Origin of the sequence: Pseudomonas mendocina (assembly GCF_900636545.1) — a bacterium.
Classification (GTDB): Bacteria; Pseudomonadota; Gammaproteobacteria; order Pseudomonadales; family Pseudomonadaceae; genus Aquipseudomonas; species Aquipseudomonas mendocina.
In genome coordinates, this window is the sequence record NZ_LR134290.1 from 3,031,987 (window position 1) to 3,054,457 (window position 22,471).

Sequence of the window (22,471 nt, forward strand, 5' to 3'; positions counted from 1 at the left end):
CGCCATGCGCAAAACCTTTGTGACAAAACCGGCGACCAGCGGCAATTGGCCAGTCCGGATGCCCAGCTAGCGACTGAGCCAGCCCATCAACAGCCTGTTGATCCAGCCTGGTGCGATTTGCCCAAGGTTGAACAGCACACCGAACTGCAGCCCAACCGGGCGATGCACCAGGCTGCGTTGGGCTTGCTGCCATGCGGCTTCGGCGATCTGCTCGGCCTCCAGGCGCACGCCCAGGCGGCGCATCACCGCTGGGCGCTGAGCCTGGTTGCGAACCATCGGCGTGTCGACGAACGGCGGCATCAGGTCGCCAACGCGAATGCCATGTTCGCGCCACTCCAGCTCCAGTGCCTCGGTCAGGCCACGTATGGCGAACTTGCTGGCCGAGTAGCTGGCCAGTTGCGGCACGCCGTACAGCGCCGAAGCCGAGCCCATATTGATCACCTGCGCCTCTGGGGTGGCCTTGAGATAGGGAAAGGCCGCATGGCAGAGGTTGAGTACGCCGAGGACATTGATCTCGACCAGGCGCGTGTGCTGCTCCAGCTCGATATCAGCAAAAGCGCCGGTGTGCAGAATGCCAGCGCCATTGAACAGCAGCCGTAGCTGACCGCCGCTGTGCGCACAGAACTCGGCGAGCGCGGCCTGCACTGCCGCGGCATCCACCACATCCAGGCGGCTATGCCAGGCATCTTCCAACTCCGCGGCCAACGCCACCAGCGCACTCGCATCGACATCGAGCAACCCGACACGCCAGCCCCGCGCATGAAAAAGCCGCGCAGTGGCGGCGCCAATGCCCGATGCAGCGCCGCTGATGAGGATGTTACCCATCACACGCCCCGCTCACGAAGAAAGGCCGCCACGCGGGCAATGGCGTAATCCGCAGCGCGCAACATGCCGACATGGGCCTGGAATACGTGCCACAGCCCCGGATATCGCTCCAGGCGTACATCCGCGCCAGCCGCCTTGGCTCGCTCGGCCAGACGCAGGCTGTCGTTGAGCAGCAGTTCGTCTTCGCCGACCTGAATCAACGTCGGTGGCAAGCGGCTGAGATCGGCGAACACCGGTGAGATGCCCGGATCGTTACGCGGGAGCTCAGGTGGGCAATAAAGCTCGGCGGCCTGTTCGATCCAGCTGGGGTGGATCAGCGGATCGCCGGCTGGAGGCTCGTGCATCTGCTCGCCAGTGAAGTCGGTCGCAGGCGAGAAGCACACCAACGCAGCGGGCGCCGGCAGGCCGCCTTCGATGATGCTTAGGCAGCCGACCAGGCTCAGGTTGCCGCCCGCCGAGTCGCCGCCTATGGCGATCTGCTCTGGCCGATAGCCTGCCTCAAGCAATGCCTGGTAGGCGGCCACTACATCATCACGCGCAGCGGGATAGGGATGCTCCGGCGCCAGGCGATAGTCCAGCGCACAGACCTCCAGGGAGCCGCGCTTGGCCAGGCTGGCGCAGATGCCCCGGTGCGTATCCGGCCCACCGATCATGAAGGCGCCACCGTGCAGATAGAGCAGCACGCTGCCGCTGCGGACTGGCGGCCGATGCCATTCGCATGGCCGTCCGCCCAAGGTTGCGGCGCTACGGCTGACTCCGCGCGGCGTCAGGGTAATGGCGGTAAGCACGCGCAATATGCGTCGTTGCGCCGGCACGGGCATAGGCGGCCGCACCAGACCGCGAAAGAACAGGCGCAGAAAGCCGCGCAACAAGCCGCGCAGCAGCATCTGCTCGGCGGCCGGGGCTTTGAAATCAGCGGACGCAGTCATAGTCGACAAGCTCCGGAGTACGGGTCATGAGGCGATAGGTGAAGGTGAAACCCGGCCAGTTGTTGGTGTTCTTGCCGGTAGCGGTCTTGTACCAGCTGTCGCAGCCCTGTTCCCATATCGTTCGATGAGTCGCCTGCTGCAGATCGGCGTTGTAGTTGCGTTGTACTGCCGGACGCAGATCGAGATAGCGCAGCCCCTGTTCACGTAGCACCCGCAGGCAGCCCAGCACATACGCGTACTGGCTCTCCAGCATGTAGAGAATGGAGTTGTGGCCAAGGTTGGTGTTCGGCCCATAGAGCAGAAACAGATTGGGAAAACCGCTGACGCTGATGCCCTTGTAAGCCTCGGCGCCGTCCTTCCAGGCCTGGTTCAGGTCTACACCACCGAGGCCGCGAATACGCATCGGCGCGAGGAAATCGGTGGCCGTGAAGCCAGTGCCGTAGATCAGCACGTCGCAAGGATGCTCACGCCCATCAGCCGTCACCAGCGAATGCTCGCGCACCTCACGAATCGCCGAGTCGACGATCTGCACATTGGCCTGCGCCAACGCCGGGAAATAGTCATTACTGATCAGGATGCGCTTGCAGCCCATAGGATAGTCCGGTTGCAACTGTGCACGCTTGCTGGCATCGGGTATCTGGCGCCGCAAATGGCGAGTGAAACTGTGACGAAACAGGCGCATCAGCCAGGGAAAGCGGACGAAAGCTACCGCCCGCCCCTCGTGATGCAGGTATTGCAGCAGGCGGTCGACACGCTGCCACAGGGGGAAATGCTGTTTCAGGGCAATTTCCCAGCCCCGATAGACGCGATCCGGCTTGGCCAGCACATAAGCGGCCGAACGCTGGAACAGATGCAGGCTGGCAACTTTCGGCTGAATCTGCGGCACGAACTGGATAGCCGACGCGCCGGTACCAATTACCGCTACGCGCTTGCCGGCCAGATCCAGATCATGGCGCCAGCGCGCCGAGTGAAAAGTCTCGCCGCGGAAGTTCTCCAGGCCCGGCAGCCTCGGGTAGGCCGGGCGATTGAGCTGGCCGCAGGCACTGACCAGCGCCTGCGCCTCGATCACCTCGCCTCCCGCCAGCTCGACCTGCCAGACGCCCCGCTCGGCATCGAATGCCGCGCCAAGCACCTCACTGTTCAGGCGAATGTGCGGGCGTAACTGATACTTCTCCACGCACTGCAGGATATAGGCATGGATTTCCGCCTGTGGCGCGAACTTGCGCGACCAGTCGTGCTTGGGCTCGAAGGAAAAGGAGTACAGGTGCGAAGGCACGTCGCAGGCAGCTCCCGGGTAGCTGTTGTCGCGCCAGGTGCCGCCGACCTCGCCAGCCTTTTCCAGCAGCAGGAAGTCCTTCTCACCGGCCTTGCGCAACTGCATGGCCAGGCCGAGGCCAGCAAAACCGCTGCCGATGATCAACACGCGCCATGGCGCGTTCGTACGGGGGTGGTTATTCATTGTGATGACCCGTGTATGACGATGAGCTGATGCTACTTGCCTTGCCCTGCCCGGGTTATGGCATAGTCGGCCAGGATATTGTGATTTTCGGACAACCTATGTCAGCACCCTGGCCCGCCCGACGCAGCATCATTAGCATCCAGTTGCTCACTCAGTTGGGGCTCGATCTTGGCCTAAGCCTGGACAGGTGCCTGCAGGAAACAGGGCTCAGCCCAGTGCAGTTGTCCAGCCTGAATGGGGAGATCGAAGCGCAGCGCGAACTGCAACTGATAGCCAACCTGGTCGAGGCACTGCCCGCTGTAGCCGATCTGGGGCTGCAAGCTGGCAGGCGCTATCACGTGACCAGCTACGGCGCCTGGGGTTACGCCATTCTCAGCAGCGCCACAGTGCGCCTGGCCGCCGAGCTGGGCCTGCGCTATCACGGCCTGACCTATGCGTTCACCCGTATCAGCCTGAGCGTGGATGACAGCATCGCCAGCCTGAACTTCGACGACAGTGCACTCCCTCCGCGGCAGCATGACTTCATCGTGCAACGCGACATGCTCGGCGCTCTGGTGGTCGTGCGCGAACTGCTCGGCAGCACGCTGCGGCTTCTGGACGTGGAACTGCGCCAGGCCGCTCCGGCCGATCTTTTACCCTTCATCACCGCCTTCGGCCAGACGCCCCGCTTCGGCGCGCCATGCAATCGAATGGCATTCGCCGCCGAGCTGCTGGACAACCCACTGCCGCGGGCCAACCCGCAACTGGTCAGCGCCTGTGAGCAGCAATGCCAGGCATTGCTGGCACGTCATCAATGGTACCAGGGCCTGGCCGGGCGCGTACGCCAGTTGCTGCTGCAATCGCCAGGACAGATTGCCGACATGGAACGGGTAGCAGGCCATCTGCACCTGAGCAGCCGCACCCTGCGTCGACGTCTGATCGAAGAAGGCACCAGTTTCCGCACCTTGCAGGACGAAGTTCGCCAGGCCCTGGCCGAGGAACTGCTTGCTGCCGGAGGCCTGAGCCTGGAGGAAATCGCCGAACGCCTGGGTTATGGCGAACTGTCCAATTTCATCCATGCATTCAAACGCTGGAAAGGCACGACACCGGGGCGCTATCAGCGTCAGCGGAACGGCTGAAACCTGCTACCACTTGCGCCGCCCAGTCGCTTCCAGCGCCAGCAGGCGCATATCGGCCTCGGCCAGCAGGGCCAGGCGTTCGCCTTTGTCCAGGCGCTTCCAGCCTTTGATCTCCTCACGGCTACGACCACAGCCGAGGCAGATGTCTTTTTCGAATTCACACACCTTGATACACGGGCTCTTGCTCATCGGCTCTCCTCGAACGACAAGAATCGGATGAGCGCCAGAATAAAGGCCAGGTAACAGGCGGTGAGATTGAAGTATTCGATGAGCGACTTAAACGCCGTCAATGCAGCGGCTGATCACCGTCCAGCTCGACCGAGTCATTTTCGGCCGCTTCATCCGCCCCTTCTTCAGCCAGGCGCAGGTCATCGAAGTCGGTCTTGAGCCCTTGTTCCATGTCGTCCAGCTCGGCCAAAAGGCTGCGAAAACTGGTTTCCTCGCGCGGCTCAGTAGCTTCGCCGTCCGCCTGCAAAGCCAGGTCGGCGCGCGCCTGCAAGCCTGCCGGCACTTCGGCGTCTTCATCCAGCGCCAGCTCCGGTTCGGGCTCCAGTTCACGCAGGGCTGCGAGGGGTGGCAGTTCGTCGAGACTCTTCAGGTTGAAATGATCGAGAAAGCCCTTGGTGGTGGCGAACATCGCCGGGCGCCCTGGCACATCGCGATAGCCCACCACGCGAATCCACTCGCGCTCCAGCAAGGTCTTGGTGATGTTGCTGTTGACTGCGACACCGCGCACGTCTTCGATTTCACCGCGTGTAATAGGTTGCCGGTAGGCGATCAGCGCCAGGGTCTCCAGTAACGCACGGGAATACCGCTGCGGCCGCTCCTCCCAGAGCCGGCCGACCCAGGGGGCGAAGCGCTCGCGCACCTGCAAGCGATAGCCCGAGGCCACTTCCTTCAGCTCGAAGGCACGACCTTCGCAGGACTGCCGCAGGACCTCCAAAGCGGCCTTGAATTGCTCGGGCTCGGGCCGCTCGCCCTCCTCGAACAGCTCGAAGAGGCGCTCGAGCGACTGCGCCTTGCCGGAAGCCAGCAGAAAGGCTTCGAGCAACTGGGCCAGGTCTTTGGGATCGTTCAGGTTCATTCGGCACGGGCTCGGACGTGGATGGCGGCAAACGGCTCATTCTGCACCAGCTCGACCAAAGATTCCTTGATCAACTCAAGGACTGCCATGAAGGTCACCACCACGCCAAGCCGGCCCTCCTCGGCAGCGAAGAGCTCGACGAACGGCACAAAAACCCCACCTTTGAGGCGTTCCAGCACCTCACTCATACGCTCGCGGGTGGACAGTGCCTCGCGGGTGACCTGGTGGCTTTCGAACATGTCGGCGCGGCGCAGCACCTCGGCCATCGACAGCAGCACCTCCTCCAGGCTGACGTCCGGCAACAGCTTGCGTGCCCGGGCTTCTGGAGCGTCCAACTTCGGCACCGTCACGTCGCGGCCTACACGCGGCAGCTCATCGATATTTTCGGCCGCAGCCTTGAAGCGCTCGTACTCCTGCAGACGGCGAATCAGCTCGGCGCGCGGGTCGTCCTCCTCCTCCTCGGTCTCGGCCGAGCGCGGCAGGAGCATGCGCGACTTGATCTCGGCAAGCATGGCCGCCATGACCAGGTATTCCGCGGCCAATTCCAGGCGCACCGACTTCATCAGTTCGACATAGCCCATGTACTGCTTGGTGATTTCGGCCACCGGAATGTCGAGGATGTCGATGTTCTGCTTGCGAATCAGGTAGAGCAGCAGGTCGAGCGGCCCTTCGAAAGCTTCGAGGAAGACTTCCAGGGCATCCGGAGGGATGTACAGGTCCAGCGGCAGCTCGGTGACCGCCTCGCCATAGACCAGGGCGAACGGCAGCTCCTGCTGCGCGCCGGCCTGACTGTCCGCGACTGGCGTGACGGTTTCACTCATTGACTGGCGCTCCTTCAACGATGATTCAGGCCCATGGCCATGCGCACCTCGGCCAGGGTTTCACGGGCTTGGTCACGTGCGCGTTCGGCGCCTTCGGCGAGGATGCTGCGCACTAGGTCCGGGCTGTCCTCGTAATCGATAGCGCGTTGCTGCAGCGGCGCCAGCTCGGTCTGCAGGGCCGAGCACAGCGCGTTCTTGCAATCGAGGCAGCCAATCGAGGCGCTGCGACAACCGTCGATGACCCAATGCAATTGCTCGTCAGTGGAATACAACTGGTGCAGCGACCAGACCGGACAACGCTGCGGCTCACCCGGGTCGTCACGGTGCACACGCGCAGGATCGGTCGGCATGCGCCGCAGCTTTTCCTCAATCTCGACATCGCTGTCGCGCAGGAATATCGCATTGCCGCTGGACTTGGCCATCTTCTGCCCATCCAGCCCGGGAACCCTTGAGAACTCGGTGAGAAGTGGCTGCGGCTCGCTCAGGATTACCTTGCCGCCACCCTCCAGATAGCCGTACAGGCGCTCCTGATCACCCAGGGTAATGCTGGTCTGCTCCTTGAGCAGGGCCCGCGCCGTCTCCAGTGCCTGGGTATCGCCCTGTTCCTGATAAGCCTTACGCAGGTTGCTGTAGAGCTTGCCGACTTTCTTGCCGAGCTTGCCAATGGCAGCCTCCGCCTTGAGCTCGAAATCCGGCTCGCTGCCATACAGATGGTTGAAGCGGCGGGCCACTTCGCGGGCAAATTCGATGTGGGGGAGCTGGTCCGCTCCGACCGGCACCTGACCGGCGCGATACAGCAGGATGTCCGCCGCCTGCAGCAGTGGATAGCCGAGAAAGCCATAGGTGGAGAGGTCCTTGCCGCTCTGGCGCTCCTGCTGCTCCTTGTAGGAGGGCACGCGCTCGAGCCAACTGAGCGGGCAGATCATCGACAGCAACAGGTGCAGCTCGGCATGCTCCGGCACTTGCGACTGCACGAACAGTGTTGCGGAGCTGGGGCTGACACCGGCAGCCAGCCAATCCACCGCCATGTCCATGACATGCTGGGAAAGCCGGCCGGCATCGGCGTATTCGGTGGTCAGCGCATGCCAGTCGACGATGCAGAAGAAGCAGTCGTACTCGTGCTGCAACCTGACCCAGTTCTTCAGTACACCGTGATAGTGCCCGAGGTGCAAACGACCGCTCGGACGCATTCCTGACAGCACCCGACGTTCGGAGTCGTTAAGGCTCAAACCGTTCTATCCAAAATCCAGACAAGACCACGGATTATAGGGTAGCTGCGCCCACAACGGAAAAGCCGGCGTCAGAGATCGTTGAAGGGCGTCGGGTCACCACATCCGACGCGCAGCACTTGCGGGCTTTCGTCGGCGAGGTTGACCACGGTGGACGCCTCCAGCCCACCAAAACCGCCGTCGATGATCAGGTCGACATGGTGCTCGAGAATCTGGCGCATTTCGTGAGGGTCGGACATCGGCAACTCATCGCCCGGCATGATCAGGCTGACGCTCATCAGCGGCTCACCCAACTGCTCCAGCAACGCCAGGGCGATGGGATGGCTGGGCACGCGGATACCGATGGTGCGGCGCTTGGGATGCAGCAGCATGCGCGGCACTTCGCGGGTCGCATTGAGGATGAAGGTATAGGGCCCTGGTGTGTGGTTTTTCAGCAGGCGGAATGCAGCGGTGTCGACCTTGGCGAACAGGCCGATCTGCGACAGGTCGCGGCAGACCAGGGTGAAGTTGTGCTTGTCGTCGAGTTGTCGCAGGCGACGAATACGCTCTACCGCGTTCTTGTCGCCGATGGCGCAGCCCAGTGCGTAAGAGGAGTCGGTAGGATAAACGACCACCCCGCCGCCACGAATGATTTCCACGGCCTGTTTTATCAGGCGTGCCTGGGGGTTTTCCGGGTGAACCTGGAAAAATTGACTCACGCTTGCTCCCTGCTCATGAAGTGACAGCGGATGGCTGTGCATGTTCGAAGCGCTCCCAGAGCGCAGTCAGGTCATCGGGCAACGGGCGGTACATGCCCAACTCGGACCAGTCGCCCGGCGCGTGGAAATCGCTGCCGACACTGGCCATCAAGCCAAACTCGCGCGCCAGAATCGCAAGGCCACCGACTTGTTCGGCTGGCTGCATGCCATTGACCACTTCCAGGGCATGACCACCCGCCGCGGCGAAGTCGGCAACCAGACGTCGGCGCTTACTGCGAGTAAAGTCGTATTGCCACGGATGCGCCAGGCTGATCCAGGCTCTGGCCGAACGCAAGGTAGCAATAGTTTCTTCCAGCATAGGCCAATGCTGCTTGACGTCGCCCAACTTGCCCGAGCCCAGCCATTTGCGAAACGCCTCGGCGCGATCCCGCACGTGGCCAGCTCGCACCAAAAACTCGGCGAAATGTGGACGCGCCGGCGCGTTGCCACTATCGCCCAATTCCTGTTGGACAGCACGTGCGCCTTCAAGTGCACCGGGCATGCCCTTGGCCGCCAGGCGTCGGTCGATTTCCTCGGCACGCTGCCAGCGCCCATGATGCAGAGCGTCTATGGCAGCCCGCAGCGCGGGAGCCTCTCGCTCGAAGGCATACCCCAGCACATGGATGGTCGCCCCGCCCCAGGTGCAGGAGAGTTCGATGCCGTTGACCAGTTTCATGTCCAAGGCAGTCGCAGCGCGACATGCCTCGTCGAGCCCTTCGAGGGTGTCATGGTCGGTCAGTGCCAGCAGCCGCACACCGCGCTCATGCGCCCGGGCCACCAGTACGGCGGGCGACAGGGCGCCATCGGAGGCGGTGCTGTGGCAGTGCAGATCGACAATCATGGCGGCGCTTTCGTTGAGATTGATGTTTGTTATTATGCCCCACATCCGCCGCAAGCAGGCCTTTGTCGTGTGGCGCAAACGCTTCCCCCTCTCCCTCTTCGACCCCAAATAAGGATTGAGATGCTCTACGCCATCATCGCCACCGACGTCGAAAATTCCCTGGAAACTCGTCTGGCCACGCGCCCCGCTCACCTCGCCCGCCTGGACCAGCTGAAGCAGGAGGGTCGCCTGCTGCTGGCCGGCCCGCATCCGGCCATCGACAGCAATGACCCAGGCCCGGCGGGCTTTAGCGGCAGCCTGGTGGTTGCCGAGTTCGACTCCCTTGAAGCCGCGCAGAAATGGGCCGACGCCGACCCGTACCGCACGGCAGGCGTGTATGCCAGCGTTGTAGTCAAACCCTTCAAGAAAGTGCTGCCCTGACGCGGTACCACCCACGCGGCTTTCGCATACAAGGAATCGCGATGCGTACGATCCCGCTGTCCCTGCTGGTCACCCTGTTGCTGACCTGCGCGTCGCTGCAGGCAGAAGAAGTCGCTCCACCGTCTACTCAGGCGGCAAGCGTGGACACCCTGAACCAGGAACTGGAGCAGCGCCTGGCGCAGAGCGAGCAACTGCGCAACGAGCAGCAATCCAGCAGCGCTGTGCAACTGCAACGCCTGCGCCAGGAAAACCAGCGCCTGCGCATGCAGCTCAAGGAAAGCCAGGCACAGAGCCAGCCGCGCCTGCTCAGTGAAGAGCAGACCTGGTTCGCCCTTGGCGCCGCTCTGAGTCTGGTTTCGATGTTGTTCGGCACCCTGCTCCGAGGTTCGCGCAAGACTCGCCGCGAATGGATCAACTGACGCCATGAGCCGACTGCTGCTGATCGATGACGACCAGGAACTCTGCGAGCTGCTCGCCAGCTGGCTGACCCAGGAAGGCTTCCAGGTAACCGCCTGCCATGAGGCGGGCGGTGCGCGCCAGGCCCTTGCTGCACAGGCGCCTGACGCCGTGGTGCTCGATGTGATGCTGCCGGACGGTAGCGGCCTGGAACTGCTCAAGCAGTTGCGTGGCGAGCATCCGGAGCTGCCGGTGCTGATGCTCTCCGCCCGCGGCGAGCCGCTGGATCGCATCCTTGGCCTGGAACTGGGCGCCGATGACTACCTGGCCAAGCCGTGCGACCCTCGCGAGCTGACCGCACGCCTGCGTGCAGTACTTCGGCGGACCGCCCCCGCGCCGGCCAGCAGCCAATTGGAACTGGGTGATCTCAGTTTCAGCCCCAACCGCGGCGTAGCCAGTATCGGCGAGCATGACGTTCCGCTGACGCTTTCCGAAAGCCGCCTGCTGGAGGCGTTGCTGCGCCAACCTGGCGAACCGGTGGACAAACAGGAACTGGCACAACTGGCGCTGGGCCGCAAACTGACCCTGTATGACCGCAGCCTGGACATGCACGTCAGTAACCTGCGCAAGAAACTAGGCCCGCACCCGGATGGCCGCCCACGCATTCTCGCCCTGCGTAGCCGCGGCTATTACTACGCGTCGTGATCGTTTGCCGCCTGTACGTAAACGACCTGCAACATCGCCTTTACCCAAGCTTTACCTACGCCTGACTGCCCTTGACCTTGACCGCCGCATACTGAGCCCATCCGGTCGTTACCGGTTTCGAGACAAGGAGATTCACCATGCGCAAGACCCTCACCGCTCTGCTGCTCGCTGCCACTCTGCCGACCCTGGCCTTCGCCATGCCGGACGGCGGCCCACGTCACCATGACCGCGACCACGGCATGTTCAAGGAGCTGAACCTGAGCAAGGAACAGCGCCAGGAGTTCCGCAAACTGATGGGCGAGCAGATGAAGACCCATCGCGACATCACCAAGCGCTACCTGGACAAGCTGCCGGAAGCCGAGAAACAGGCCATGAAGAAGGAACTCGACCAGGCCCGTGCCAATCAGCACAAGGCTCTGCGTGACCTGCTCAACCCCGAGCAGCAGAAAGCCTTCGACGAGCATCAGAAGAAAATGGAAGCTCGCCGCGCTGAAATGGCCGAATTCAAGGCCTGGAAGGCCGAGAAGGACAGCAAGACCAACTGATCCGTCGCCCCTGACCCGCCGCCGCGCTCTCCGAGCCCGGCGGCTTTTGCATGAGGATTCACCGTGCGTTCATTGTTCTGGCGCATCCTGGCGAGCTTCTGGCTGGCCATCGCCCTGGTGGCAGGCCTGTCGCTGCTGCTCGGCCGCGCACTCAATCAGGACGCCTGGATTCTCAGCCTGCATCCGGGTTTGGATGACCTCGACAGCAAGTGGGTCAAACGCTACGAACAGCAGGGACCGGCCGCCGCCCAGGACTTTCTCGAACAGCGTAAGCGCGAGTACCGCATCGACACCCAGGTGCTTGGCGAGAGCGGTCAGCAACTGGTCAAAGGCACCTTCCCATCGCGCGCAGCCGCTTTCGAGGCGCGTCACGGTGATGACCGCCGCCTCCCCTGGCGCCGCCTGACCGCGGAATACACCAGCCCGGAAAGCGGCGAGAGCTATCTGTTCATCTACCGTATACCGCATCCCGAACTGGCGGCATGGCACCGCGGCAGCCTGTTCTGGCCGCTTAGCGCCCTGGGCATCGCCCTGGTGGTGCTGACGCTGTTCAGCCTGATGCTGACGCTGTCGATCACCCGCCCGCTGGATCGCCTGCGCGGCGCCGTGCACGACCTGGGTCAAACCGCCTATCAGCAAAACAGCCTGGCACGCCTGGCCACCCGCCGTGACGAACTGGGCCTGCTGGCCAAGGATTTCAACCGCATGGGCGAGCGCCTGCAGGGGTTGATCGGTAGCCAGCGCCAGTTGCTACGCGATGTCTCTCACGAGTTGCGCTCGCCCCTGGCGCGCCTGCGCATCGCCCTGGCCCTCGCGGAGCGAGCAGACACCGCCGAACGGGAAAAACTCTGGCCACGACTCAGTCAGGAATGCGATCGGCTGGAAGCGCTGATCAGCGAAATCCTCACCCTCGCCCGCCTCGACGCCGACCCTGGCGCTGCCCAGCCCGTAGATCTGAGCGCCCTGCTCGGCAAGTTGCAGGAAGATGCGCGCCTGACCACCCCGCAGCAACTGCTGCAGATCGATCTCGATCAGGGGGCTCAGCTGGAAGGCTGGCCGGACATGCTGGAGCGCGCGCTCGACAACCTGCTGCGCAATGCACTGCGTTTCAGCCCGCAGGACAAGCCCGTGATCATCGCCGTGCAGCGCCAGGGGCAAGACGTTGTGCTAAGCGTACGCGACCATGGCCCCGGAGTGGCCAGCGAGCACCTGCAGCAGTTGGGTAAGCCGTTCTTCCGCGCGCCAGGCCAGAGCGGTTCCGGCCATGGACTTGGGCTGGCCATCGCGCGTCGGGCGGCGCAGCGTCATGGTGGCGAGCTGCTGCTGAGCAACCATCCCCAAGGCGGTTTCGTCGCGACGCTCAGGCTACCGGCCAAGCAACAGACAGCCTGAGCGCGCTCAGCCCTGCCAGGCGCTGACGAAATCCTCGACCTTGACTTCCGGCGCGCGACGCAGCTCGCGCTCCGGCGTACCAAGGTAGAGATAGGCAATGATCTGCTCGTCCGCTGCCAGGCCCAGGCCTTTGGCCACATGCGCGTTATAGGCCATGTCACCGGTACGCCAGACGGCGCCGATTCCCTGCGCATGCGCAGCCAGCAGCATGCCATGGGCAGCACAACCGGCTGCGATTACCTGCTCGGATGCAGGCACCTTGGGATGAGCCTGAACACGGGCGATCACCACCACCAGCAACGGCGCGCGCAACGGCATGCCACGCGCCTTGTTCAGGGCCTCAGGCGCAGCCTGCGCATCGGCGATCTGCAAGGCCTCGGCGAACAGCTCACCCATGCGCTCACGCGCCTGCCCCTCGACCGTCAGAAAGCGCCACGGGCGAAGCTGGCCATGATCGGGGGCGCGCAACGCCGCGCGAAACAGCAGCTCACGCTGGGCCGCATCCGGAGCCGGGTCCACCAGGCGGGGAACGGAAACACGATTGAGCAGAGCCTCGAGAGCCTCCATTGGCCACCTCCAAAAAACCAAAGATGGCGCATTCTAACAGGCTCTTGCCAGCTAACCGGCTGACGGTCCTTTCTTGCAGATTGACGCTCAGGCGGCAGCCAGCTCAGGCGACGCGGTCGGGCGATATCACCGGCTGCACTGGTGGCGTCAGCGGCGGCAGGCCATGGGCCTTGCGCGCATCGTCACAACGCGGGTTATGCACGCCGTTTTCCCAGGATGCCTCGAATTCGCGGCAACTGCTCGAGCGGTGCTCGTACATCGTGCAGCGTACGCCACAGCCGACGTCGCCCAGCAGCTGGGTACAGCGCGCCGGCTTGCTCTCGGTGCCACGCATGGCCACGTAGTGAGGGCTGATCTGGATGACCTGTTCGTCCGGAACGCTACCGCCCGCGGATCGACACTCGCCCCAGAAGAAGGACACACGAAAAAACGCGCAGCAGGCGCCGCACGTGAGACAGGGATTAGCTTCGGACATTTGAGGAGGACTCGGAAACCGGCGGACGCCGGCAACTGGCGGCTATTCTATTCTTGGCCATACGCTTGTAAAGCCCCTTCACCGGGCACGTGTGAAAGCTACTGCGCTCGGCCAGGCTGCGTTAAAAACAGGCTCAAATTGCTCATTTACAGCTCGTACACTGCGCTTTCTCGCCTGTTTTTGCCTTGCCTGACCTTCGCTCGCTACGTTTTCACACAGCCCGGATGCGCCGGTTTACAGCAGCCCGTCCACGGGTAGAATGGCGCACTTTTACCACCCGCCAGAGCCCTCTACATGGCCTTGCCGACGCTGCGCATAATCGGTTTCATCATCGGCATATTCCTGATTACCCTGGCGGTGAGCATGGCCATTCCCATGCTGACCCTGCTGATCTTCGAACACCCGGAAGATCTCAATGCGTTTCTCTGGTCCAGCCTGATCACCCTGGTCGCCGGCCTCGCGCTGGTGATTCCTGGCCGCCCGGAGAACGCTCAGCTACGCCCACGTGACATGTATCTGCTGACGACGGGCAGCTGGACCCTGGTTTGCGGCTTCGCCGCCCTGCCGCTGATGCTGATCGCCCATATCAGCTACACGGACGCCATGTTCGAGACCATGTCCGGCATCACCACCACCGGCTCGACCGTGCTGACCGGCCTGGACACCATGTCCCCGGGGATCCTGATCTGGCGCTCGATGCTGCATTGGCTGGGCGGTATCGGCTTCATCGGCATGGCGGTGGCGATTCTGCCGTTGCTGCGCGTCGGTGGCATGCGCCTGTTCCAGACCGAATCATCGGACTGGGGCGAGAAGGTCATGCCGCGCTCGCACATGGCCGCCAAGTACCTGTTGCTGATCTACGTCGCCCTGACTCTGCTCGGCTTCCTGGCGTTCTGGGCCTCGGGCATGAGCCCTTTCGATGCCATCAACCATTCCATGGCATCGATTTCCACCGGCGGCTTCTCCACCTCCGACGCGTCCCTGGCGCACTGGCCACAACCGGCCGTGCACTGGACGGCCGTGGTGCTGATGCTGCTCGGTGGCATGCCGTTCATGCTCTATGTCGCCTTCGTCCGCGGCAATCGCCAGGCGCTGTTCAAGGATCATCAGGTTCGCGGCTTCATCGGTTTTCTGTTGCTGACCTGGCTGGTGTTCGGTACCTGGCTGTGGATCAACTCGGACTACACCTGGCTCGACGCCTTTCGCATCGTGGCGGTGAACGTCACCTCGGTGGTCACCACCACCGGCTTCGCCCTGGGCGACTACACCACCTGGGGTAGCTTCGCCGTGCTGCTGTTCTTCTACCTGACCTTTGTCGGCGGCTGCTCCGGCTCCACCGCTGGCGGCTTGAAGATATTCCGTTTCCAGGTCGCTTACGTGCTACTCAAGGCCAACCTGATGCAGCTGGTGCACCCACGCGCGGTGATCAAGCAGCAGTACAACAACCACAACCTGGACGAAGAGATCGTCCGCTCGATGATCACCTTCTCCTTCTTCTTCACCATCACCATCGGTGTGCTGGCTCTGGCCCTGACGTTGGTCGGCCTGGACTGGGTCACCGCACTGACCGGTGCTGCCACCGCAGTGTGCAACGTCGGCCCGGGCCTCGGTCCGATCATCGGCCCGGCAGGTAACTTCGCCAGCCTGCCGGACTCGGCCAAGTGGTTACTCAGCGCGGGCATGCTGCTCGGCCGCCTGGAAATTCTGACCGTGCTGGTGCTGGTCACCCGCAGCTTCTGGAAACACTGACCGATGCCCATCGCCAGCCTGCGCATCCTCGCCTTCATCAACGGCATCTTCCTCGTCACCCTGGCGCTGAGCATGCTCGTGCCGGTAATCACCCTGCTGATCTTCGAGCAGCCGCAGAAGATCAATGCCTTTCTCTGGTCCAGCCTGATCACCGCGCTCGTCGGCATCACCATGATCGCTCAGGGCAGGCCGCAGCAAACGCAACTGCGCCCGCGCGATATGTACATGCTGACCGTGTCGAGCTGGGTGATGGTGTCGGTCTTCGCAGCCTTGCCGTTCATATTCGCCGAACGCGCCAGCATCACCGATGCCTACTTCGAGAGCATGTCCGGCATCACCGCTACCGGCGCCACGGTGTTCAGCGGCCTCGACGACATGTCGCCCGGCACCCTGATCTGGCGTTCGCTGCTGCACTGGCTGGGAGGCATCGGCTTCATCGGCATGGCCGTGGCGATCCTGCCGATCCTGCGCATCGGCGGCATGCGCCTGTTCCAGACCGAGTCCTCGGACCGCTCGGAGAAGGTCATGCCGCGCTCGCACATGGTCGCCAAGTACATGGTGCTGGCCTATCTCGGCCTCAGCAGCCTCGCCGTACTGGCCTTCTGGCTGGCGGGGATGGGGCTGTTCGACTCGATAAACCACGCCATGTCGGCCATCGCTACCGGTGGTTTCTCCACGTCGGACGCCTCATTGGGCAAATGGCAGGCACCGGCCATTCACTGGGTCGCCATCGTGGTGATGGTGCTCGGCAGCCTGCCCTTCGTGCTTTACGTCAGCGCCCTGCGCGGCAATTACCGGGCGCTGCTGCGCGACGCTCAGGTGCAGGGGTTTCTGCTGTTGCTGGTAAGCAGCTGGTTCGTGCTGGCCGGCTGGAAATGGCTGACCACCGACCTCTATTGGCTCGATGCACTGCGCCTGGTCGCGGTAAACATCACCTCGATCATGACCACCACAGGCTTCGCCGTGGGCGACTACCACCTGTGGGGCCCGTTCGCCAGCATGATGTTCTTCTACCTGGGCTTCGTCGGCGGCTGCTCCGGCTCCACTGCCGGGGGCCTGAAAATTTTCCGTTTTCAGGTCGCCTACATCCTGCTCAAGGCCAACCTCAAGCAGCTCATCCACCCGCGTGCGGTCATCAAGCAGCAGTACAATCGCCACCGGCTGGATGAGGATATCGTTCGCTCGATCCTCGCCTTCGCCTTCTTCTACACCATCACCATCGCCGCTCTGGCGCTGGGTGTCGCCATGTGCGGGGTGGACTGGATCACCGCACTGACCGGCGCAGCGGCCATGGTGTCCGGCGTTGGCCCGGGTATGGGCGAGATGGTCGGCCCGGCCGGCAATTACGCCACCATCCCCGACCTGGCCAAGTGGCTACTGAGCTTCGGCATGCTGCTCGGGCGCCTGGAGATCCTCACCGTTCTGGTGCTGTTGTTCCCGGCCTTCTGGCGCCACTGAGCACCCGCGCTACGCAAGGCCGCGACGGCTGCGATATTCGCCGGGTGTTTCGCCGAACCAGCGGCGAAAGGCTCGGAAGAAGTTGCTCGGATCGGCAAACCCCAGCAAGTAGGCGACCTCCAGCAGGGTCAGGTCGACCTGCCCAAGGTACTGCTCAGCCAGCTCCCGACGGGTATCGTCGAGCAGTTGCTGATAGCTGGTGCCTTCTTCCTGCAAGCGCCGTTGCAGTGTGCGTTGCGACAAATGCAGCGTCTGCGCCACCACCTCGCGCCGCGGCTCGCCTTGTGGCAACAGGCGGCACAGCACCTGGCGCGCCTGATGGGTGACACGACTGCTGCAGAAACGCGCCAGGTACTCGCCGGCGAAACGATCATGCAGTTGCGCCAGCGCCTCATTGGCACTGGGCAATGGAGCCTCGAGGTCGGCGCGCTCAAAGATCAGCCCATAGTGCTCGGCATTGAACTTCAGCGGCGCCTGGAACACCTGCTGATAAGGCGCCAGATCAGCGGGTGCAGGACCTTGCATGCGAATCTCGCGCGGGCGCATGGGTTTGCCGGTCATCCAGCGGCAGAACGCCAGACAGTAGGCCAGCGACGCTTCGGCGCTCTGCCGAGCCGGCGGCAGGCGGTCACCATGAATGGCCAGGGTCAGGGCATAGCCGTCGGGCTGTGCCAGGAAATTCAGATCCGCGCCCTCACCGATAATGCGCTGGTAGCGCACCAGACGAGTGAAGCCGTCACGCAGATTGCGACTGGACATCAGCGCGTAACCCACCACATGGAAGGACGCCGGGCGCACCACCTGCGCCATGTTCAGACCGATCGCCGGGTTGCCCGACAGCGCCACCGCGCGCTGCCACAGGCGAGTCATGCCATCCTGCGGGAAGCGCGCGTCGGGATCGTTCAGTGCGGCGTAATCCATCTCCAGTTCGGCGAACAGGCTGGCGCAGTCTACGCCGCCCAGTTCCAGCGCCTGCACGATGGCCAATGCCCAGTTGGAAGAGGTGGTTCTTTCACTCATCGTCTTGTTCTTATGATCAATCAGCAAGGCCATGGTTGGCGGCGCAAGGATACTAGACTGGCACCTTAAGTCAGTGGCCTACGGAGACAGCGCATTTACACTGACAGTGACAATAACAGGAGGTGCGCCATGACCGCCCAGACCACCGAACGCTACCAGAGCTTTGCCGAGTTCTACCCCTACTACCTGCAGGAGCACAGCAATCCGGTATGCCGCCGCCTGCACTACGTTGGCAGCCTGCTGGTGCTGGCGATCCTCGCCTATGCCCTGCTTACCCAACAATGGCTGTGGCTGCTGGCGATGCCGTTGGCTGGCTACGGCTTCGCCTGGGTCGGCCACTTCATGTTCGAGAAGAACCGCCCCGCCACCTTCGACTACCCGCTGTACAGCCTGATGGGCGACTGGGTGATGCTCAAGGATGCCTTTACCGGCCGTATCCGTTTCTAAGAACCTCGCTGCTCACGCTGAAAACAAGAACGAGAACAACCATGAATAGCCGAGCCCGCTTCACCCATATGCAGGATGGCCAGGCCGAAGACTGGGCCATCATCGCCCAGGACTTCGCCGCCTATGCCGCCCAGCTACCCGCACGTATCCTCGACCACCTGCGTCTGCTCGATGGCGACTTCGGCGGCTTTCCGGTCGACCGCCTTACCCACTCACTGCAAACGGCTACCCGCGCTCATCGCGACGGTCAAGACGAGGAATACGTGATCTGCGCGCTGCTGCACGACATCGGCGACACCCTCGGCAGTTACAACCACCCGGACATCGCGGCAGCCATCCTCAAGCCCTTCGTCAGCGCCGAGAACCTCTGGATGGTGGAGAAACACGGCATTTTCCAGGGCTATTACTTTTTCCATCACCTGGGCATGGATCGTCACCTGCGCGAGCAGTTCAAGGATCACCCGCAATACCAGGCGACCATCGACTTCTGCGCCAAGTATGACGCTGCGGCCTTCGACCCGGATTACCAAAGCCTGCCGCTGAGTTTTTTCGAGCCCATGCTGCAGCGCGTCTTCGCCCGACCGAAGAATTCCATCTACCTGGCTGCCATGGACAGCGCCTGACCGCTGGCCACTGTTACGCCACCGTTCGGCGGCCGTGCTTGGCTGGCCGCCACCCCTTGGTTATGATCCCCGCCCAACGAGCCTCTGGCTCAGGTCTTGCAGACCAGTCAGGCGTCCAGCAGAGACGCCAGAAATCCAGCAGGGACAGTTCCAGCAGATGAAGCCAGCAACCACCAGTCGCGCCAACGGGCTGCCGACGCCGCCGTTGCGTGAATACTATTCGCGCGTGCTGGCCTATATCGCCACGGCCGCCAGCATCGCCGCCGGCACCTACGTGGGCTTCTTCGCCTACGACATCCTGTGGATGGTGCCCTACGCCCTGCTCTATCCCCATCTGGCGCACAATCTCAGCCGCCGTTTCAAACGCGACTATCCGCAGCAGACCGACCTGGCCCTGCTATTCGTCGACGCCCTGCACGCAGGCGCGTCCTGCGTGCTGCTGAGCTTCTCCGTCGTACCCAGCCTGATGTTCCTGCTGATCCTGTGTTTCAGCGCCCTGGTCATCGGTGGGCTGCGTTATCTGGGCCTGTCACTGCTGGTGGCCGGCAGCGGCACGGCACTGTGCGCTGCGCTGGTGAATGTGCAACCCAATCCGCAAACCCCGACACTGGTAGCGCTGGTCAGCATCCTCTTTACCACCCTGTACATCTGCATCACCGCGTACTTCGTCAACCAGCAGGGCCTGCGCCTGGCGCAGGTGCGCAGCGAGATCAAGCGCGAGCAGGAAAAGGCCGCGCGCCTGGCGCGCAACCTGGCCAAATACCTGTCCCCGCAGGTGTGGGAGTCGATCTTCACCGGCAAGAAGAGCGTGCGTCTGGAGACTCAGCGCAAGAAGCTCACGGTGTTCTTCTCCGATATCAAGGGTTTCACCGAGCTGTCGGAGGAGCTGGAGGCTGAGGCGCTGACCGACCTGCTCAACACCTACCTCAACGAAATGTCGAAGATCTGCCTGAAATACGGCGGCACCATCGACAAGTTCATCGGCGACTCGGTGATGGTGTTCTTCGGCGACCCCAGCAGCAACGGCGCTAGAAAAGACGCGGTCGCGGCGGTTTCCATGGCCATCGCCATGCGCAAGCACATGAAGGTGCTGCGCCAGCAGTGGCGCGCCCAGGGCATCACCAAGCCGCTGGAAATCCGCATGGGCCTCAACACCGGCTATTGCACCGTGGGCAACTTCGGCGCCGACACGCGCATGGACTACACCATCATCGGCCGCGACGTGAACCTCGCCAGCCGTCTGGAAAGCGCCGCCGAGTCTGGCGAGATCCTGATTTCCCACGAGACCTATTCGCTGGTCAAGGACGTGATCATGTGTCGCGACAAGGGCCAGATAAGCGTCAAGGGCTTCACCCGCCCCGTGCAGATCTACCAGGTGGTGGATTTCCGCCGCGATCTGGGCGCCACCTCCAGTTACGTCGAGCACGAGCTACCGGGCTTCTCCATGTACCTGGACACCAACGGCATCCAGAACTTCGACAAGGAACGAGTGATCCAGGCGCTCAACCAGGCTGCCGAGAAGCTGCGCGACAAGGTCATTCTCTGAGCGAATAACCTAGAGCGCTTCGCGGCTGAAGCCGCTCCTACATGACTTAGGTCGGCACTGGCATGAACGTAGGAGCGGCTTCAGCCGCAAAAAAACAGACTACAGCGCGCTATCTGGCAACACCTCAGTCACGACCACCGGCTCGCCATCGATCAGAGGCTGCAAGGCCAAAAACTCCAACGCCGAAGCACGCCAGGACTGCGCCGCAGCCAGCTCGGCACAACGCCCTCGATCCAGCTCCAGCGCCGCCAGGCAGGCACTGCGCAGATCCTCGTCCATTACCCCGCTCAGCCCTTGCAGCAGCACATCCAGCGGCCCGGCCACCGGTAAGGCCGCTACCGGTGTACCACAAGCCAGCGCCTCCAGCATCACCAGCCCGTAGGTATCGGTACGTGAGGGGAAAACCAGCACCGAGGCATCCTGGTAGCTCTCAGCCAATGCCTGGCCGTGGCGATAACCGAGAAAACGCACCTGCGGATACTGCCGTTGCAGCGTCTCGCGCTGCGGACCATTGCCGACCACGCGTTTCTCTCCGGGCAGATCGAGATCGAGAAAGGCCTGCAGATTCTTTTCCGCAGCGATACGTCCGACATAGAGAAACACCGGCCGCACACACCGTTGGCGCGCCGGGTCCGGGCGGAACAGACGCGTATCGACACCCTTGCGCCATAGCTGCAGCCTTCGCAGCCCCCAGCCGGCGAACTCCTCGCGCAGGCGTTCGGTGGTCACCAGTACCGCCTGACTGCGACGGTGAAAGGCGCGCAGATAGGCGTATCCCCAGCGCGGCGAGATCCACGGCCAGCGAGTGCTGACGTATTCGGGGAAGCGCGTGTGGATAGCCGTGGAGAAGGCCAGGCCACGCTTGACCAGCCAGCGTCGAGCTGCCCAGCCCAAGGGGCCTTCCGTGGCCAGATGAACGCAGTCGGGACGAAAGTCGCGAATCGCACCGCCCACTCGCCAGAGATCCCATACCAACGGAATCTCCGGGTAGGTTGGACAGGGCACAGCTCGAAAATCCGCAGGTGACAGCAGCTTGACCTGATGCCCCAGCGCGCTCAGCTCGGCGGCCAGTGCCGCCAGGCTGGTGACCACGCCGTTGACCTGTGGTGACCAGGCGTCCGAGACGATCAGTATCCTCATGCGCCGGTCTCAAGGGCGATGGCCTGCTCCTCGCTGGCCAGTCGCGCCTGCGCTTCAGCCAGGCGATAGAGCTCGATCTGCCCGTCCCAGTGTTCGATCAGCGCCGTGCAGGATTCCACCCAATCACCGCAGTTCATGTATTCCACGCCACTGACCTGACGAATTTCCGCGTGGTGGATGTGGCCACAGACCACGCCCTGTAGGCCACGCTTGACGCATTCGTGGGCGATGGCTTCCTCGAAGTCGCTGATGAAGTTCACCGCGGTCTTGACCTTGTGCTTGAGATACGCCGACAGCGACCAGTAACCATAGCCCCAGCGGCTGCGCCAGTGGTTGAGCCAGCGGTTGAGGGTCAGGGTGAATTCGTAAGCTGAATCTCCCAGGAAGGCCAACCAGCGGTGGTAGCGGGTGATCACATCGAACTGGTCGCCATGGATCACCAGCAACTGGCGTCCATCGGCCGTGACGTGCACCGCTTCGTCGACCAACTGGATGTTGCCCAGTAGCAGGCTGGAGTAGCGACGGAGGAATTCGTCGTGGTTGCCGGTCACGTAGATCACCTCGGTGCCGCGCTTGCTCATGGTCAGCAGGCGGCGGATCACGTTGGTGTGCGCCTGTGGCCAGTAGATGCCACCGCGCAGTTTCCAGCCATCGATGATGTCGCCCACCAGGTAGATGCGGTCGGCATGGTAGCGCTTGAGAAACGCCGCCAGATGCTCCGCCTGACAGTCACGCGTGCCGAGGTGCACGTCGGAAATCCACAGGGTACGGACACGTTGCTTGCGGCTGGGCTTGGCGAGCTGGGCGCTGGTCATGGGCGGCCTCCGGCTGGGTTTAGACGAGCTTGAGGCGTTGCGGTGAAAGGCATGTGACAGGCAAAAGACCGTTCGATGACGCAGCATCATCGCCAGCCAGGCATTACACTGCCGCCGCTACCGAGGAAAT

The 22,471-nt window shown here is 62.9% G+C and carries 25 protein-coding genes; 11 read left to right on the forward strand and 14 right to left on the reverse strand.

Features of this window, described 5'->3' with window-relative positions; all coding sequences use genetic code 11:
• Positions 1-66 precede the first annotated feature (66 nt).
• From EL191_RS14030 to EL191_RS14040, 3 genes are read right to left on the reverse strand one after another with little or no spacing between them, the layout of a single operon-like run.
• Positions 67-825, reverse strand: a complete 759-nt coding sequence (locus EL191_RS14030) for an SDR family oxidoreductase (protein WP_041980962.1) — start codon at positions 823-825, stop codon at positions 67-69.
• Positions 825-1,754 (reverse strand): alpha/beta hydrolase, encoded by a 930-nt coding sequence (locus tag EL191_RS14035; protein ID WP_041980961.1) that lies wholly within the window; start codon positions 1,752-1,754, stop codon positions 825-827. The genes EL191_RS14030 and EL191_RS14035 overlap by 1 nt, the downstream gene beginning before the upstream one ends.
• Positions 1,738-3,213: a flavin-containing monooxygenase gene (locus EL191_RS14040; RefSeq protein WP_041980959.1), complete on the reverse strand. Its 1,476-nt coding sequence runs from the start codon at positions 3,211-3,213 to the stop codon at positions 1,738-1,740. The genes EL191_RS14035 and EL191_RS14040 overlap by 17 nt, the downstream gene beginning before the upstream one ends.
• Positions 3,214-3,311: 98 nt before the next feature.
• On the opposite strand from EL191_RS14040, the gene EL191_RS14045 reads away from it, so the two are divergent.
• Entirely contained in the window at positions 3,312-4,331 is a 1,020-nt protein-coding gene (locus EL191_RS14045; RefSeq protein WP_232005479.1) for an AraC family transcriptional regulator, read from the forward strand.
• Between the two features lie 6 nt (positions 4,332-4,337).
• Here EL191_RS14045 and EL191_RS14050 read toward each other — a convergent pair whose 3' ends face one another.
• The 6 genes from EL191_RS14050 to EL191_RS24760 form a co-directional block, all read right to left on the reverse strand.
• Complete coding sequence (locus tag EL191_RS14050) at positions 4,338-4,520, reverse strand: DUF1289 domain-containing protein (RefSeq protein ID WP_013716109.1); 183 nt, start codon at positions 4,518-4,520, stop codon at positions 4,338-4,340.
• Positions 4,521-4,617: 97 nt separating this feature from the next.
• Positions 4,618-5,415: an SMC-Scp complex subunit ScpB gene (gene scpB / locus EL191_RS14055; RefSeq protein WP_041980958.1), complete on the reverse strand. Its 798-nt coding sequence runs from the start codon at positions 5,413-5,415 to the stop codon at positions 4,618-4,620.
• Positions 5,412-6,236: a segregation and condensation protein A gene (locus EL191_RS14060; RefSeq protein WP_041980957.1), complete on the reverse strand. Its 825-nt coding sequence runs from the start codon at positions 6,234-6,236 to the stop codon at positions 5,412-5,414. Before EL191_RS14060 ends, scpB begins: the two co-directional genes overlap by 4 nt.
• A 14-nt stretch (positions 6,237-6,250) precedes the next feature.
• Positions 6,251-7,426 carry a tryptophan--tRNA ligase gene (locus EL191_RS14065; protein ID WP_041980956.1) on the reverse strand — a complete coding sequence of 392 codons (1,176 nt, stop codon included), beginning with the start codon at positions 7,424-7,426 and terminating at the stop codon, positions 6,251-6,253.
• Between the two features lie 110 nt (positions 7,427-7,536).
• Entirely contained in the window at positions 7,537-8,163 is a 627-nt protein-coding gene (locus EL191_RS14070) for an L-threonylcarbamoyladenylate synthase (RefSeq protein WP_041980955.1), read from the reverse strand.
• 13 nt (positions 8,164-8,176) lie between these two features.
• Entirely contained in the window at positions 8,177-9,043 is an 867-nt protein-coding gene (locus EL191_RS24760) for a PHP domain-containing protein (protein WP_026042116.1), read from the reverse strand.
• A gap of 120 nt (positions 9,044-9,163) precedes the next feature.
• Here EL191_RS24760 and EL191_RS14080 point away from each other — a divergent pair, with 120 nt between their 5' ends.
• The 5 genes from EL191_RS14080 to EL191_RS14100 all read left to right on the forward strand — a co-directional run bounded on the left by EL191_RS14080 (position 9,164) and on the right by EL191_RS14100 (position 12,501).
• Entirely contained in the window at positions 9,164-9,463 is a 300-nt protein-coding gene (locus EL191_RS14080; RefSeq protein WP_017362848.1) for a YciI family protein, read from the forward strand.
• Positions 9,464-9,504: 41 nt separating this feature from the next.
• Positions 9,505-9,882 (forward strand): hypothetical protein, encoded by a 378-nt coding sequence (locus EL191_RS14085; RefSeq protein WP_013716116.1) that lies wholly within the window; start codon positions 9,505-9,507, stop codon positions 9,880-9,882.
• A gap of 4 nt (positions 9,883-9,886) precedes the next feature.
• Positions 9,887-10,564, forward strand: a complete 678-nt coding sequence (locus EL191_RS14090) for a response regulator transcription factor (RefSeq protein ID WP_013716117.1) — start codon at positions 9,887-9,889, stop codon at positions 10,562-10,564.
• Between the two features lie 137 nt (positions 10,565-10,701).
• Entirely contained in the window at positions 10,702-11,109 is a 408-nt protein-coding gene (locus EL191_RS14095; RefSeq protein ID WP_041980954.1) for a Spy/CpxP family protein refolding chaperone, read from the forward strand.
• Between the two features lie 63 nt (positions 11,110-11,172).
• Positions 11,173-12,501 (forward strand): sensor histidine kinase, encoded by a 1,329-nt coding sequence (locus tag EL191_RS14100; protein ID WP_041980953.1) that lies wholly within the window; start codon positions 11,173-11,175, stop codon positions 12,499-12,501.
• A 6-nt stretch (positions 12,502-12,507) separates the two neighbouring features.
• Here EL191_RS14100 and EL191_RS14105 read toward each other — a convergent pair whose 3' ends face one another.
• Together EL191_RS14105 and EL191_RS14110 are read right to left on the reverse strand one after the other, a co-directional pair.
• A complete protein-coding gene (locus tag EL191_RS14105; protein ID WP_017362853.1) occupies positions 12,508-13,068 on the reverse strand; it encodes a nitroreductase family protein in 561 nt (186 codons plus the stop codon).
• Between the two features lie 103 nt (positions 13,069-13,171).
• The gene (locus EL191_RS14110) at positions 13,172-13,543 is read right to left on the reverse strand and encodes a YkgJ family cysteine cluster protein (RefSeq protein ID WP_026042117.1); all 372 of its coding nucleotides are present in this window, start codon (positions 13,541-13,543) and stop codon (positions 13,172-13,174) included.
• Positions 13,544-13,837: 294 nt separating this feature from the next.
• On the opposite strand from EL191_RS14110, the gene EL191_RS14115 reads away from it, so the two are divergent.
• Positions 13,838-15,292 carry a TrkH family potassium uptake protein gene (locus tag EL191_RS14115; RefSeq protein ID WP_013716122.1) on the forward strand — a complete coding sequence of 485 codons (1,455 nt, stop codon included), beginning with the start codon at positions 13,838-13,840 and terminating at the stop codon, positions 15,290-15,292.
• Positions 15,293-15,295: 3 nt separating this feature from the next.
• Positions 15,296-16,750: a TrkH family potassium uptake protein gene (locus tag EL191_RS14120; RefSeq protein WP_041980952.1), complete on the forward strand. Its 1,455-nt coding sequence runs from the start codon at positions 15,296-15,298 to the stop codon at positions 16,748-16,750.
• Between the two features lie 9 nt (positions 16,751-16,759).
• Here EL191_RS14120 and EL191_RS14125 read toward each other — a convergent pair whose 3' ends face one another.
• Complete coding sequence (locus tag EL191_RS14125; RefSeq protein WP_041981027.1) at positions 16,760-17,770, reverse strand: AraC family transcriptional regulator; 1,011 nt, start codon at positions 17,768-17,770, stop codon at positions 16,760-16,762.
• A 129-nt stretch (positions 17,771-17,899) separates the two neighbouring features.
• Here EL191_RS14125 and EL191_RS14130 point away from each other — a divergent pair, with 129 nt between their 5' ends.
• The 3 genes from EL191_RS14130 to EL191_RS14140 all read left to right on the forward strand — a co-directional run bounded on the left by EL191_RS14130 (position 17,900) and on the right by EL191_RS14140 (position 20,386).
• A complete protein-coding gene (locus tag EL191_RS14130; RefSeq protein ID WP_013716125.1) occupies positions 17,900-18,217 on the forward strand; it encodes an Mpo1-like protein in 318 nt (105 codons plus the stop codon).
• 41 nt (positions 18,218-18,258) lie between these two features.
• Positions 18,259-18,840, forward strand: a complete 582-nt coding sequence (locus EL191_RS14135) for an HD domain-containing protein (RefSeq protein WP_013716126.1) — start codon at positions 18,259-18,261, stop codon at positions 18,838-18,840.
• Positions 18,841-18,997: 157 nt separating this feature from the next.
• Entirely contained in the window at positions 18,998-20,386 is a 1,389-nt protein-coding gene (locus EL191_RS14140) for an adenylate/guanylate cyclase domain-containing protein (RefSeq protein WP_013716127.1), read from the forward strand.
• Between the two features lie 99 nt (positions 20,387-20,485).
• On the opposite strand, the gene EL191_RS14145 is transcribed toward EL191_RS14140, so the two are convergent.
• Both EL191_RS14145 and EL191_RS14150 read right to left on the reverse strand, forming a co-directional pair.
• On the reverse strand, positions 20,486-21,526 hold the full coding sequence (locus EL191_RS14145; protein WP_041980951.1) for a glycosyltransferase family 4 protein: 1,041 nt from the start codon (positions 21,524-21,526) through the stop codon (positions 20,486-20,488).
• Complete coding sequence (locus EL191_RS14150; protein WP_013716129.1) at positions 21,523-22,341, reverse strand: UDP-2,3-diacylglucosamine diphosphatase; 819 nt, start codon at positions 22,339-22,341, stop codon at positions 21,523-21,525. The genes EL191_RS14145 and EL191_RS14150 overlap by 4 nt, the downstream gene beginning before the upstream one ends.
• Between the last annotated feature and the right edge of the window lie 130 nt (positions 22,342-22,471).

Excerpts from the sequence above, each read along its gene's own strand:
- EL191_RS14030 (WP_041980962.1), bottom strand. The coding sequence starts at position 825 with ATGGGTAACATCCTCATCAGCGGCGCTGCATCGGGCATTGGCGCCGCC.
- EL191_RS14035 (WP_041980961.1), bottom strand. The coding sequence starts at position 1,754 with ATGACTGCGTCCGCTGATTTCAAAGCCCCGGCCGCCGAGCAGATGCTG.
- EL191_RS14040 (WP_041980959.1), bottom strand. The coding sequence starts at position 3,213 with ATGAATAACCACCCCCGTACGAACGCGCCATGGCGCGTGTTGATCATC.
- EL191_RS14045 (WP_232005479.1), top strand. The coding sequence starts at position 3,312 with ATGTCAGCACCCTGGCCCGCCCGACGCAGCATCATTAGCATCCAGTTG.
- EL191_RS14050 (WP_013716109.1), bottom strand. The coding sequence starts at position 4,520 with ATGAGCAAGAGCCCGTGTATCAAGGTGTGTGAATTCGAAAAAGACATC.
- scpB (WP_041980958.1), bottom strand. The coding sequence starts at position 5,415 with ATGAACCTGAACGATCCCAAAGACCTGGCCCAGTTGCTCGAAGCCTTT.
- EL191_RS14060 (WP_041980957.1), bottom strand. The coding sequence starts at position 6,236 with ATGAGTGAAACCGTCACGCCAGTCGCGGACAGTCAGGCCGGCGCGCAG.
- EL191_RS14065 (WP_041980956.1), bottom strand. The coding sequence starts at position 7,426 with ATGCGTCCGAGCGGTCGTTTGCACCTCGGGCACTATCACGGTGTACTG.
- EL191_RS24760 (WP_026042116.1), bottom strand. The coding sequence starts at position 9,043 with ATGATTGTCGATCTGCACTGCCACAGCACCGCCTCCGATGGCGCCCTG.
- EL191_RS14080 (WP_017362848.1), top strand. The coding sequence starts at position 9,164 with ATGCTCTACGCCATCATCGCCACCGACGTCGAAAATTCCCTGGAAACT.
- EL191_RS14085 (WP_013716116.1), top strand. The coding sequence starts at position 9,505 with ATGCGTACGATCCCGCTGTCCCTGCTGGTCACCCTGTTGCTGACCTGC.
- EL191_RS14090 (WP_013716117.1), top strand. The coding sequence starts at position 9,887 with ATGAGCCGACTGCTGCTGATCGATGACGACCAGGAACTCTGCGAGCTG.
- EL191_RS14095 (WP_041980954.1), top strand. The coding sequence starts at position 10,702 with ATGCGCAAGACCCTCACCGCTCTGCTGCTCGCTGCCACTCTGCCGACC.
- EL191_RS14105 (WP_017362853.1), bottom strand. The coding sequence starts at position 13,068 with ATGGAGGCTCTCGAGGCTCTGCTCAATCGTGTTTCCGTTCCCCGCCTG.
- EL191_RS14110 (WP_026042117.1), bottom strand. The coding sequence starts at position 13,543 with ATGTCCGAAGCTAATCCCTGTCTCACGTGCGGCGCCTGCTGCGCGTTT.
- EL191_RS14115 (WP_013716122.1), top strand. The coding sequence starts at position 13,838 with ATGGCCTTGCCGACGCTGCGCATAATCGGTTTCATCATCGGCATATTC.
- EL191_RS14120 (WP_041980952.1), top strand. The coding sequence starts at position 15,296 with ATGCCCATCGCCAGCCTGCGCATCCTCGCCTTCATCAACGGCATCTTC.
- EL191_RS14125 (WP_041981027.1), bottom strand. The coding sequence starts at position 17,770 with ATGAGTGAAAGAACCACCTCTTCCAACTGGGCATTGGCCATCGTGCAG.
- EL191_RS14130 (WP_013716125.1), top strand. The coding sequence starts at position 17,900 with ATGACCGCCCAGACCACCGAACGCTACCAGAGCTTTGCCGAGTTCTAC.
- EL191_RS14135 (WP_013716126.1), top strand. The coding sequence starts at position 18,259 with ATGAATAGCCGAGCCCGCTTCACCCATATGCAGGATGGCCAGGCCGAA.
- EL191_RS14140 (WP_013716127.1), top strand. The coding sequence starts at position 18,998 with ATGAAGCCAGCAACCACCAGTCGCGCCAACGGGCTGCCGACGCCGCCG.
- EL191_RS14145 (WP_041980951.1), bottom strand. The coding sequence starts at position 21,526 with ATGAGGATACTGATCGTCTCGGACGCCTGGTCACCACAGGTCAACGGC.
- EL191_RS14150 (WP_013716129.1), bottom strand. The coding sequence starts at position 22,341 with ATGACCAGCGCCCAGCTCGCCAAGCCCAGCCGCAAGCAACGTGTCCGT.